The 12161-nt window shown below is 29.4% G+C and carries 14 protein-coding genes; 13 read left to right on the forward strand and 1 reads right to left on the reverse strand.

From position 1 onward, the window contains the following. Window positions 1-60: 60 nt before the first annotated feature. The 5 genes from BUA21_RS15230 (at window position 61) to pyrR (ending at window position 3001) form a co-directional block, all read left to right on the forward strand. Entirely contained in the window at window positions 61-186 is a 126-nt protein-coding gene (locus tag BUA21_RS15230) for a hypothetical protein (protein WP_268801904.1), read from the forward strand. A gap of 163 nt (window positions 187-349) precedes the next feature. Then, complete coding sequence (locus BUA21_RS09110) at window positions 350-973, forward strand: TraR/DksA C4-type zinc finger protein (protein WP_072744516.1); 624 nt, start codon at window positions 350-352, stop codon at window positions 971-973. Window positions 974-1044: 71 nt separating this feature from the next. Next, window positions 1045-1524, forward strand: coding sequence for a signal peptidase II (gene lspA / locus BUA21_RS09115; protein WP_268801905.1), 480 nt, complete (start codon window positions 1045-1047; stop codon window positions 1522-1524). 11 nt (window positions 1525-1535) lie between these two features. Continuing rightward, complete coding sequence (locus BUA21_RS09120) at window positions 1536-2450, forward strand: RluA family pseudouridine synthase (protein WP_072744518.1); 915 nt, start codon at window positions 1536-1538, stop codon at window positions 2448-2450. Between the two features lie 2 nt (window positions 2451-2452). Then, entirely contained in the window at window positions 2453-3001 is a 549-nt protein-coding gene (gene pyrR / locus BUA21_RS09125) for a bifunctional pyr operon transcriptional regulator/uracil phosphoribosyltransferase PyrR (protein WP_327198053.1), read from the forward strand. A 4-nt stretch (window positions 3002-3005) separates the two neighbouring features. Here pyrR and BUA21_RS09130 read toward each other — a convergent pair whose 3' ends face one another. Beyond that, a complete protein-coding gene (locus tag BUA21_RS09130; protein WP_072744520.1) occupies window positions 3006-4781 on the reverse strand; it encodes an Rqc2 family fibronectin-binding protein in 1776 nt (591 codons plus the stop codon). 211 nt (window positions 4782-4992) lie between these two features. Here BUA21_RS09130 and BUA21_RS09135 point away from each other — a divergent pair, with 211 nt between their 5' ends. The 8 genes from BUA21_RS09135 to fmt are packed head-to-tail and all read left to right on the forward strand — an operon-like array spanning window position 4993 to window position 12123. Then, entirely contained in the window at window positions 4993-5874 is an 882-nt protein-coding gene (locus BUA21_RS09135) for a YicC/YloC family endoribonuclease (RefSeq protein WP_072744521.1), read from the forward strand. 21 nt (window positions 5875-5895) lie between these two features. Further along, window positions 5896-6156 carry an extracellular matrix/biofilm regulator RemA gene (gene remA / locus BUA21_RS09140; protein WP_434223132.1) on the forward strand — a complete coding sequence of 87 codons (261 nt, stop codon included), beginning with the start codon at window positions 5896-5898 and terminating at the stop codon, window positions 6154-6156. Window positions 6157-6170: 14 nt separating this feature from the next. Further along, window positions 6171-6773 (forward strand): guanylate kinase, encoded by a 603-nt coding sequence (gene gmk, locus BUA21_RS09145; protein ID WP_199228974.1) that lies wholly within the window; start codon window positions 6171-6173, stop codon window positions 6771-6773. A gap of 12 nt (window positions 6774-6785) precedes the next feature. Then, entirely contained in the window at window positions 6786-6992 is a 207-nt protein-coding gene (gene rpoZ, locus BUA21_RS09150) for a DNA-directed RNA polymerase subunit omega (protein WP_072744524.1), read from the forward strand. 8 nt (window positions 6993-7000) lie between these two features. Next, entirely contained in the window at window positions 7001-8191 is a 1191-nt protein-coding gene (gene coaBC / locus BUA21_RS09155; RefSeq protein ID WP_072744525.1) for a bifunctional phosphopantothenoylcysteine decarboxylase/phosphopantothenate--cysteine ligase CoaBC, read from the forward strand. A 57-nt stretch (window positions 8192-8248) separates the two neighbouring features. Further along, window positions 8249-10723 (forward strand): primosomal protein N', encoded by a 2475-nt coding sequence (priA, locus tag BUA21_RS09160; protein WP_072744526.1) that lies wholly within the window; start codon window positions 8249-8251, stop codon window positions 10721-10723. Window positions 10724-10735: 12 nt separating this feature from the next. Continuing rightward, complete coding sequence (def, locus tag BUA21_RS09165) at window positions 10736-11182, forward strand: peptide deformylase (protein WP_072744527.1); 447 nt, start codon at window positions 10736-10738, stop codon at window positions 11180-11182. Between the two features lie 11 nt (window positions 11183-11193). Next, the gene (gene fmt, locus BUA21_RS09170) at window positions 11194-12123 is read left to right on the forward strand and encodes a methionyl-tRNA formyltransferase (protein WP_072744528.1); all 930 of its coding nucleotides are present in this window, start codon (window positions 11194-11196) and stop codon (window positions 12121-12123) included. Window positions 12124-12161: the final 38 nt, after the last annotated feature.

Consider the following 12161-nt stretch of genomic DNA (forward strand, 5'->3'; position numbering starts at 1 on the left):
GCAAACAAAATCTCCCTAAGTCATATGATGTAGTAGAAGTATGATGTGGGAGGTTTTGTTATGAGTAGAAAATATGATGATTATTTATTGCTGTTTTTCTTATTTCTTATATGGATATATGATGCAAGATTTTCTGGAGATAGTGTTTTGTTGTTTTTTTTATTGCTAAGTTTTTTTATATACTAGATGAGAGATTAACTCGGTATTATTTTATTTAAAGTGGGAATATTATCACTGAGTAGTTTTTTTATTTATTGCAAAAGGAAATAGAAATAAGCTTACTCATTATAGAAGATTTTATGGTTAGAATTGTAAAAAACCAAATAAAATCTTTAGCAGGAGGTAGATAATGGACAAGAAAGAACTTGCTCATTTTAGAGATTTGCTGCTTAAAGAAAGGGAAAAGGTTGAAGGTATTTTAAATAAGATGGAAAACAATTTTTTTGAGTCAATGGAAGAATATGCAAGCGAATTGTCCGCTTATGACAATCATCCAGCAGATCTGGGAACAGAAATGTTCATGAAAGAACATGATATGGGACTGAAAAATAAAAACAATGATACTATTTATGAAATAGAAGAATCACTTAGAAATATAGATGAAGGTAATTATGGAATTTGTAAGGTTTGTGGCAAAGAAATAGATTTCAATAGATTGGAATTACTCCCCTACGCTAAACTTTGTATAGATTGTTCTAAAAAAAGAATACCTTTAGAAAAGAAAATGAGTTTTAGACCTGAAGAGGAGGATAGACCTTTGCCTTTTTCCAAAAGTCATATTGATGAATTAAAAAGTGAAGGAATAGAATTTGATAGAGAAGACAGCTATCAAGCAGTGGCAAGATTTAATATGGTTAAAGATGATCCTTCTGATTCCACAGGAGATAATCAAGGAATATATGATGACTTAGAAGATGGTATTGTTGAAGATGTAGAAAAAATATCAGAAGAATATTATAAGGATACTCTTTAATTAGCTAGTTAAATATAACTAGCTTTTTTCTTGTAATAAATAGTTTAATAGATTAGAATAATATATGTAATTTGTTATTTAAGGAGGAACAAGATTTGTTGTATGGAATTTTTATATTAATAATTTTATTAGATCAATTTACAAAACAAGTAGCTGTAAAATATTTAAAATTGGGTGAACCTTTAATATTAATTGAGAATTTTTTGAGCTTTACTTATGTGGAAAATCGTGGAGCAGCTTTTGGTATACTTCAAAACAAAAAGATATTTTTTCTAATTATAACAGTAGCAGTTATATTTTTTGTAGTATTTTTTTTAAAAAAGAATTTTTATCACTTATCTAAACTCATGAAAGTTTCACTGGTGATGCTAATAGCTGGAGCTGTTGGGAATCTTATTGATAGAATAAGACTTGGATATGTAATAGATTTTATATCTGTGAGGTTTAGCAATGGTTATTATTTTCCAGTTTTTAATGTAGCAGATAGCTTTATAGTTATATCTACTATTTTAATTGTAATTATGGTGCTTTTTAATAAATATGAAGTTTAGTGGAGGATAAAATGGATATTGTTGAGATATATGTTGGTGAAGAAGATGATGAGAGAATAGATGCATATTTAGCTAAAGAATTAAATGAAATTTCGAGAAGTTATATTCAAAAATTGATTAAAGAAAATTTAGTTAAAGTAAATGGGAATTGTGTTAAATCAAAATATTTAGTTAAAGAAGGAGATTGTATATTAGTTGAATTGCCAGAACCTAAAAAACTAGAAATACTTCCTGAAGATATACCACTTGATATTGTATATGAGGATGAAGACATTGCAGTTATAAATAAACCTCAAGGAATGGTAGTTCATCCAGCGCCAGGAAATTATTCAGGTACTCTAGTAAATGCTCTTTTATACCATTTTGATAATTTATCTACTATAAATGGGATTATAAGACCAGGAATAGTACATAGAATAGACAAGGATACATCAGGTCTGCTTGTAATTGCTAAAAATGACTTTACACATAGAATACTTTCTGAAGAGCTAAAAAAGCATAATATTGTTAGAATTTATATTGCACTAGTTCATGGAAATATTAAAGAAGACAAAGGTACTATAAATGAACCTATAGGGAGACATCCTGTTGATAGAAAAAAAATGGCTGTTACAGCGAAGAATAGTAAGGAAGCTATAACTCATTTTGAGGTATTGGAGAGATTTGGAAATTATACATTGGTTAAAGCACAGTTGGAAACGGGTAGAACTCATCAAATAAGAGTTCATATGGCATATATAAATCATCCTGTAGTTGGAGATTTTGTATATTCAAATTATAAAAATAAATTTAATTTACAAGGACAGTTGCTTCATGCAAGGAAACTGGAACTCATACATCCAAGAACACAAAAATATATGAAATTTGAGTCAAGTTTGCCAGATTATTTTCTTAAAGTTCTTGATATTTTAAATAACAATAATTAGGGGTGAAGATATTGAAAACTAAAGCTGTTATATTAGATGAAAAAGCTATTGAAAGGGCGACTACAAGAATAGCTAATGAAATATTAGAAAGAAATAAAGGAACTGAAAACTTGATATTAGTAGGGATAAAGACTAGAGGGGTTCCTTTTGCAGAAAGGCTTTCAAGAAAAATATTTGAAATTGAAGGAATAAAGATACCTGTTGCTACGTTAGATATAACATTGTATAGAGATGATTTAACAGAGATTAGTTCTAATCCTATAATCAATAACGATGATTTCAATATAGATATAAACAATAAAGTAGTAGTTCTTGTTGATGATGTTATATTTACAGGACGAACTGTAAGAGCTGCATTAGATGCACTTGTAGATAAGGGAAGACCTAGAAAAGTTCAATTAGCTGTTTTAATTGATAGGGGTCATAGGGAATTCCCTATAAGGCCAGATTATGTTGGAAAGAATGTTCCTACGTCAAGAAATGAAATAGTTGGTGTGCAATTCGAAGAAATAGATGAAATGAATCAAGTGATAATAAGGGAAAAAAGGTAGATGACTAGTCATCTACCTTTCTTATATTGAAAATTTCTTGTGTACTAGGGCTTACATAGATAGTATTGTTGTTTTCATATATTACCATTCCTGGCTTTGAACCTTTTGGTTTCTTTACATTTTTTTTGTAAGTATAATCAACAGGAACATTTTGTGAGTTTTTTCCTTTGCTATGAAAGGCAGCTAATAGTGCAGCTTCATATAAAGTAGTATCAGGTACTTTTTTTTGCTCAGTTTTTATTATGACATGGCTTCCTGGTATATTTTTTGTATGAAACCATAAATCTTCCTTGTCTGCAAGTTTTAATGTTAGATGGTCATTTTGCTTATTGTTTTTGCCTACATATATATGAAAATTGTCAGAAGATAAGAAGTGATGAGGTTTAGATATTTTGTTGTTGTTTTTCTTTTTGTTTTTGTAAGAGCTTTTTATATATCCTTCACTCATCAGTTCATCCTTTATCTCTTCTAACTCTTCAATTTCGGTGCAATTTTCAATGGATATCAATATATTTTCTAAATAATCAATTTCTTCTTCTGTTTGAGGAATTTGACTTTCTAGAAGTTTAGAAGCATTTTTTAATTTAGCATATTTTTTATAATAGTGTTGAGCATTTTGTGAAGGAGATAATTTGACATCTAATGGGACTGAAACCTTTTCCATATCTTCAGTATAAAAGTTTTCCAACTGGATGCTATTTGTTCTTTTTGATATTTTATAGATATTTGCAGAAATTAAATCTCCATAAATTTTATATTTTTCTCTTTTTTTTGCTTCCAGTAGTTCTTCTTTTTGCTTTGCTAATTTGTTTATGGATCGATCTAACTTTGTTTGTATTGACTTTTTAATAGAAAGTGATTTTTGACTTATTCTATCCAATATATCTTTTTGTAGATAGTATTTATCTAGAACAAAACTCATAGACTCATTATATTCTACATTCATATCTCCATACTGGGATATATTCATGGAATGAAAATCAACTATTTCATTTCTTTCATTATGAAAAATAATATTTGGTGAGAAATTTTTAAATTTGATATCTTCCATTAATTCTTTAAAAGCTTTGAAAAGTATTTCTTTTTCATTTACATCTAAATAGTCCATGGATTTTCTTTCATCTATATGAGCACGATAGCATATTTCTCTACTGATAAGTGGACTTAATCCGATGAAATTTGTATATAAAAATTTAAATATTTGAGTATTTTTATTTTCTTCATCATATATTTTGATAAAAGTATCAAAGTTGATATCAATAGGATTTATTTTATCATTTGAAGGAGGAAATTCATATTTTAGTCCAGGTAGTACTTGCCTTACTCTACTCATATCATAAGGTACTCTTTTTATAGAATCTATTATAGTACTAGAAAGTTTATCTATGAGAATTATATTGCTATGCTTACCCATTATTTCTATTATTAGTTGTTTTATACTCATTTCGCCCATTTCATCGAGACATCTTATATCAATCATCACTATTCTATCTAATTCATACTGATTTATTTCAGTTATTATGCCATTTGTCAGATGTTTTCTCAATAGCATACAGAATACAGGTGGTGTATCTGGATTCTTTTTTGAATAATTGGTCAGGTAAATGCGAGGATTGTTGCTACTAGCAGAAAGAATAAGTTTATAATTTTTACCTAGATTATGAATATGTATAAGAATTTCATCTTTTTCTTGCTGATAGATTTTGGTTATTTTACCACCTAGAATGGAAGTTTCTAATTCGTTTATTACGGCTCTTGTTACTATTCCATCAAAAGACATTTACATTCCTCCAATATTTTTTCTTAAATTAAGTATAACATTTAATGCACAATAAATAAATAAAAACTCCTTTAGGGAAAAAATTTTAATATTTTGTAATAAAACATGGAATAATTCAATCATTAGTAATATAATTGGTAATATAAATTGGCTTGATAATAAATGTGAATGTGATAAAATTTACTAAAATAGTATTGAGAGGATGAAATATATGATAAAAAGCATGACAGGGTTTGGCAGGAGTGAAAATACTGATGGAGTACATAATTTCACTGTAGAAGTGAAAACTCTAAACCATAGATACAATGATACAATAATAAAAATGCCTAAACATATAAATTATGTAGAAGAAAATGTAAAAAAAATCATAAAGGGAAAAATAAGTAGAGGAAGAGTTGAAGTATATATATCGTTGGAATATGAAGATGATAGTAATATTGATGTAAAAGTAAATGTTCCTTTAGCTAGAGCATATAAAAGAGCTTTAGATGAGATGACAAATGAATTATTCTCTGATGAGAAAGTAACTATTGAACATATAATAAGAATGCCAGATGTTATAAAGACAAAGAGATTAGAAGATGATGAAAATCAAATTTGGTTGTGCCTAGAAAAGGCCCTTGAAGAAGCTTTAGACAATACTGTTGAAATGAGAATTCGAGAAGGGCATGAACTTTCTAAGGATATTAGAGAAAGAACTTTAAAAATAAAGAAAATGATAGAATCTATTGAGAAAAGAGCTCCTTTAGTTGTATTAGAATATAAGGAGAAGTTGAAAGAAAGAGTAGAAGAGCTATTAGATAATGAATATAAATTAGATGAAAGCAAGCTTGCCAACGAAGTTGCTTTTTATGCAGATAAAAGCAATATTACTGAGGAAATTGTGAGACTTTATAGTCATATAAATCAGCTTTTTGAATGTCTAGATAGTATAGAGCCAGTAGGAAGAAAATTGGATTTTTTGATACAGGAAATGAACAGGGAAGTAAATACTATTGGTTCGAAGTCTAGTGATATAGAGATAGGGAAGACCGTAGTCGAAGTAAAAAGTGAACTAGAAAAGGTAAGAGAACAAATTCAAAACGTAGAGTAACAGGAGGGGTAAGAAATGAATATCAAACTTATTAATATAGGATTTGGAAATATTGTGTCAGCAAATCGAATAATTGCTATTGTAAGTCCAGAGTCAGCACCTATAAAGAGAATGATTCAAGAAGCTAGAGATAGAGGCATGCTAATAGATGCTACATATGGACGTAGAACTAGAGCAGTTATCATTACTGATAGTGATCATATAATACTTTCTGCAGTTCAACCAGAAACTGTAGCTCATAGATTGAATAGTAAAGATACTATGGATATAGATCTAAATTAGAAGGAGGAATAGACGTGGAAGAAGGACTACTAGTTGTAGTATCTGGGCCATCAGGTTGTGGGAAAGGAACAATATGCAAGGAACTTCTTCGAAGAAATAAAGATATTATCATATCAATTTCTGCTACTACTAGAAAGCCAAGGAATGGAGAAGTTGAAGGAGTTAATTATTTTTTTATTGATAAAGAACAATTTGATGCTATGGTTCAAAATGATGAATTCATTGAGTATGCTAATGTTCATGGAAATTTTTACGGTACACCTAAAAAATTTGTTTTAGATAAGTTGAAAAATGGAGAAAGTATACTTTTTGAAATTGATGTACAAGGTGCAATTCAAATAAAAAAAATGTATCCAAAAGCAGTACTTATATTTATAGCTCCACCTTCTATGGAAGAGTTAAAAAATAGAATTGTTGGAAGAGGAACAGAAAGTAAAAGTGATATTGAAAAAAGATATGAAAATGCTTTCAAAGAATTGGAATATATAAAAGAATATGAGTACATGGTCATAAATGATGAAGTTATGAATGCTGTTGAAAAAATTGAATCAATCATAATGGCAGAAAAATGTAAAACCATAAGACAAAAAGAATTAATAAAAAAAATATTATCATAGGAGGTTTTTTATATGTATCCTTCAATTAATGAATTAACTAAAAAAGCAGATAGTAGATATACATTAGTTATGCTTGCTTCAAAGAGGGCTAGACAGCTAGTTGATGGTGCAAAACCATATATAGACACAGATTCAAACAAGCCCGTAAGCATTGCTATTGAAGAAATAAGGCAGGACAAAATAACGTATAGAAGACCTGATTTAAAAGGCCTTAAGTAGGTGATTAAATGCTAGAAGGGAAAAACATATTAGTTTGTGTAAGTGGAGGAATAGCAGCGTATAAAGTAGTAGATGTGGTAAGCAGACTAAAAAAATTAAATGCAAATGTGAATGTAATAATGACCAAATCAGCAACAAATTTTGTTGCTCCATTGACATTTCAAACATTGTCTCAAAACTTTGTAAATGTAGACATGTTTGAAGAGCCAAAGACTTGGGAAGTTGAGCATATTTCTTTAGCAGAAAAGGCAGATTTGGTTTTAATAGCACCTGCTACTGCAAATGTAATAGGAAAAATTGCAAATGGAATAGCAGATGATATGTTAACTACAGTAGTTATGGCAACAAAGGCCAAAGTCATATTTGCCCCTGCTATGAATACCAATATGTATACAAATCCTACTGTAAAAGAGAATATAAAAAAGTTAAAGGAATATGGATATGAGTTTATAAATACAAATGTGGGATTACTTGCTTGTGGAACTTATGGAGAAGGTAGGATGGCTGAACCAGAAGAAATAGTTGAGTATCTAAAAAGTTCTTTTTATGATAAAGATTTAAAGGAGAAAAAAATTGTTATAACTGCTGGTCCAACTATAGAACCACTTGATCCTGTGAGATATATGACAAACTTTTCAAGTGGCAAAATGGGATATGCTCTTGCTGAGATGGCTAAAAATAGAGGTGGCAATGTGGTTTTGATTACTGGACCTACTCATCTTTCTCCACCTAATGGAGTAAAAGTAATCAATATAAATACAACAAGAGAAATGCTTTATGCTATTGAGAGAGAATTTGATGACTGTCATGTTTTAATTAAAGCTGCAGCTCCATTGGATTATAGACCTGAAACTGTTAGTGATAAAAAAATAAAGAAAGGTGAAGAAGCGCTAGAGTTAAAGTTTATAAGAAATCCAGATGTTGCCATGTATTTTGGAAAGATAAAAGGCGAAAAAATCATGGTAGGATTTGCAGCAGAAACAGATAATTTAATAGAATATGCTAAAGGAAAAATGGAAAGAAAAAATTTTGATTTTATAGTAGCAAATGATGTGTCTAAAGAAGGTGCTGGTTTTAGAACAAATACGAATATTGTCAATATAATTGATAAGAGTGGTAGCGTTTCTGAATATCCCTTAATGAGTAAAGATGAGCTGGCGAATATTATTTTGGATAAGGTTGTAGGACTTTTAAATTAAAAGCTAGATAAGGCTCATCTAGCTTTTAATTTTTAAAAATGAAAAGGATTGGTAATGATGAAGAAATTTATTGCTCAAGTGATTGTGGACAACAAAACTTCAAATACGGACAAACCATATACTTATTTGATAAAGGAAGAAATGTTAGAAGACATCAGAGAAGGAATGAGAGTTGTTGTTCCTTTTGGCATGGGAAATCGACTCATTAAAGGAATTGTAATAAATATAGAAGAATATGAGAAAGAGTTTACTAAATTTAAATATATTGAGGATGTACTTGATGATAAACCTATTATTTCTAAAGAGATGATAGATTTAAGTTTTTGGATGAGAGACTATTATTTATCGTCATATTTGGATGCACTTCATCTTGTAATGCCACCAGGAAACATTAAAGAAATAAATACCTATATAAACCTTAAAAAAGAGTGGAAAGAAAAAATAGGTGATTTAGGACCAAAAGAAAAAGAAATTTTCGATATATTAATTAAAAATGATGGAATTAGTTTTGAAAATTTAAAGAAATTAAATAAAGATAAAAACTTGCGAAGAAAAGTCATTTCATTAGAAGAAAAAGGACTAATAAGAACAACATTAGAAATAGATACTAAAATCAGAAAAAAGTATGAGAGGTATGTTCATCTATGTAATAGGGAAGTTTTACTTGATGAACTGCTTTTAGATATAGATAAAAGAGCTAATAAGCAGATTGAGATTTTAGAATTTCTATATAATATAGATGAGATTTCAATGAAAGAACTTTTAAGAACAACTAATACATCTTTAAGCGTTGTAAAAACATTAGAGGAAAAAGGAAAAGTAGCAATTTATGAAAAGGAAGTCTTAAGAGATCCTATTCCTGACGATATTTGCAAATACAATAAACATGAACTTACAAAACAACAAAAATATTGTGTTGAAACTATTTACAGTGACATAAAAAAGGGAAAATGTGATAAGTTTTTAATTCATGGTGTTACTGGCAGTGGGAAAACAGAAATTTATTTGCAATTGATTGAAAAAATAATTGCGAGTGGAAAACAAGCAATAGTATTGGTCCCAGAAATATCTTTAACTCCTCAAACAGTTGAAAGATTTGTAGGAAGGTTTGGAGACAATGTAGCAGTATTACATAGCAAACTTTCTAATGGAGAAAGATTTGATGAATGGCGAAGAATAAAAGAAGACAAAGTCAAGATTGCAGTTGGAGCTAGAAGTGCTGTTTTTGCACCTTTTAACAATTTAGGAATTATCATAATAGATGAAGAGCATGAAAATAGCTACAAATCTAGTATGAATCCTAAATATGATGCCATTAAGGTAGCAGAAAAAAGATGTGAAATTGAGGGAGCTTCTTTAGTTTTAGGAACAGCTACTCCTTCTATAGAAACTTATTACAGGACTAAATTAAGTGAAATAAAACTTCTAACTTTAGATGAAAGAATAAATAATAAAAATCTACCTATGATGAGTATAATAGATATGAGGGAAGAACTAGACAAAGGAAACAAGTCAATATTAAGTATTGAATTATATAAGGCAATAGAGGAAAATTTAAAGAACAAAAAGCAAACGATATTATTTTTAAATAGAAGGGGATATTCAACTTTTGTATCCTGTAGGAAATGTGGTTATGTAGTTAAATGCGATAATTGTGATGTTTCTATGACCTATCACTTCAAAGAAAATAAATTAAAATGTCATTATTGTGGAATGAGTTTAAAACCTCCGGAAGTTTGTCCTAAGTGTGGGAGCAAATATATAAAGTATTTTGGAATTGGTACTGAAAAAATTGAGGAGACTATAAAAAACTATTTTCCTCAAGCCAGAGTAGCTAGAATGGACTTAGATACCACTTCTAAAAAAAATAGTCATATTAAAATACTAAATAGGATGAAAAAAGGAGAAATTGATATTTTAATTGGTACTCAGATGATAACTAAAGGTTTAGATTTTCCATTAGTCACCTTGGTAGGGATTATAGCTGCTGATACTAGCTTGAATTTACCCGATTTTAGGTCAGCAGAAAGAACATTTCAACTTCTAACTCAAGTAGGTGGGCGAGCAGGAAGAGGAGATTTTGAGGGAAAAGTCATAGTTCAAACATACAATCCAAGTCATTTTAGTATACAAATGGCTAAAAATTATGAATACAATGAGTTTTATGAAACTGAAATAATGATGAGAAAAGAATTTAAATATCCACCTTTTATTGATATACTAGATATAGTTATATATGGTCCAGAAGAAGAAAGAGTGATAAATTCTGCTAAAAAGGTGCATAGTGATATTGTAAAACAATTAGAAAAAGAATCTAGACGTGATTTAGTAGAAAATATATTTGGACCAAATCCGGCACCATTAGAAAAACTTAAAAACAATTATAGATGGCAAATACTTTTTAAATGCAATAAAAATGATTTAGACCTGTTAAAAGGTGTTATAAAAAGGGTATGTATAGACAATAGTCAAAGTAAGCATTATAAAGGTATAAAATTTAATATAGATGTAAATCCAAATTCTATATTGTAGGGGGAATAAAATATGGCAGTAAGACAAATAAGGTATTTAGAGGATCCTATACTGAGGAAAAAATCAAGAGAAATAACTGATATAAATGATAGGATAAAGACTTTATTGGATGATATGGTTGAAACGATGTACAAAAGTGAAGGTGTAGGTTTAGCTGCACCTCAGGTTGGTATTTTAAGAAAAGCTGTAGTTATAGACGTAGGTGAAGGACTATTGAAACTAGTCAATCCAGAAATACTCGAAGTTGAAGGAGAAAACATAGATTTTGAAGGATGCTTAAGTATACCTGGGAGTTCAGGCAAGGTAATAAGACCTGAAAGAGTTAAAGTTAAATATCTTGATATAGATGGGAATGAAAAGATAATTGAAGGTACTGGACTTTTAGCAAGAGCTCTTTGTCATGAAATAGACCATTTAGATGGAATACTTTTCATCGATAAAATGATAGAAGAAGAGTAGGTGTGTTTAAAATGAATATAGTATATATGGGAACACCTGAATTTGCTGTGCATCCACTAGAGACACTATTCAACTCAGGTTTTAATATTCCATTAGTTGTTTCTCAAGAAGATAAACCAAAGGGTAGGGGTAAAAAACTATTACCTACTCCAGTAAAGAAAAAAGCTCAAGAATTGAATTTAGAAATATATCAACCTAAAAAAATAAATTGCGAAGAATGCATTCAAAGAATAAATGAGATAAATCCAGATTTTATAGTTGTAGCAGCTTATGGACAAATACTTAAAAGTGAAATTCTTTCAATACCTAGATATGGTTGTATAAATATACATGCTTCATTATTACCTAGATATAGAGGTGCAGCTCCGATAAATTGGGCAATAATAAATGGTGAAGATGAAACGGGAATAACTATTATGAAAATGGAAGAAGGACTGGATTCTGGAGATATTCTTTTAAAGAAAAGCATACCAATAACTGAAGCAGATGATTCTATAACTATTCATGACAAACTTTCAAAACTTGGTGGAGAACTTATCATTGAAGGATTAATGGGAATAGTAGATGAAAGCATAGTAGCGGTCAAGCAAGACCACTCAAAATCCACATATGCACCTATGCTAGATAAAAAATCAGGTAAAATTGATTGGAATAAATCAGGGAAAGATATAAGAAACCTTGTTAGAGGTCTAAAACCTTGGCCTTTTGCTTATACTTTTTACAATGATTTGAATATAAAAATACATGAAGTGAGTATAATAGATAAATATAAAGATGGTGAGATTGGAGAAATAGTCAAAGTTTCCAATGAAGGTGTATTTGTCAACTGCAGTGATTCGACTATTGTGATTGAAGAATTACAATTTCCGGGGAAAAAGAAATTACAGGTTGAGGAATATATTAGAGGAAATACCATTGAAGAAGGTACAATACTTAAATAGTATTTTATATAAATAACCTGTAAAGGAGGCTATTTAAA

Origin of the sequence: Sporanaerobacter acetigenes DSM 13106, from assembly GCF_900130025.1 — a bacterium.
In the GTDB taxonomy this organism is placed as follows: domain Bacteria; phylum Bacillota; class Clostridia; order Tissierellales; family Sporanaerobacteraceae; genus Sporanaerobacter; species Sporanaerobacter acetigenes.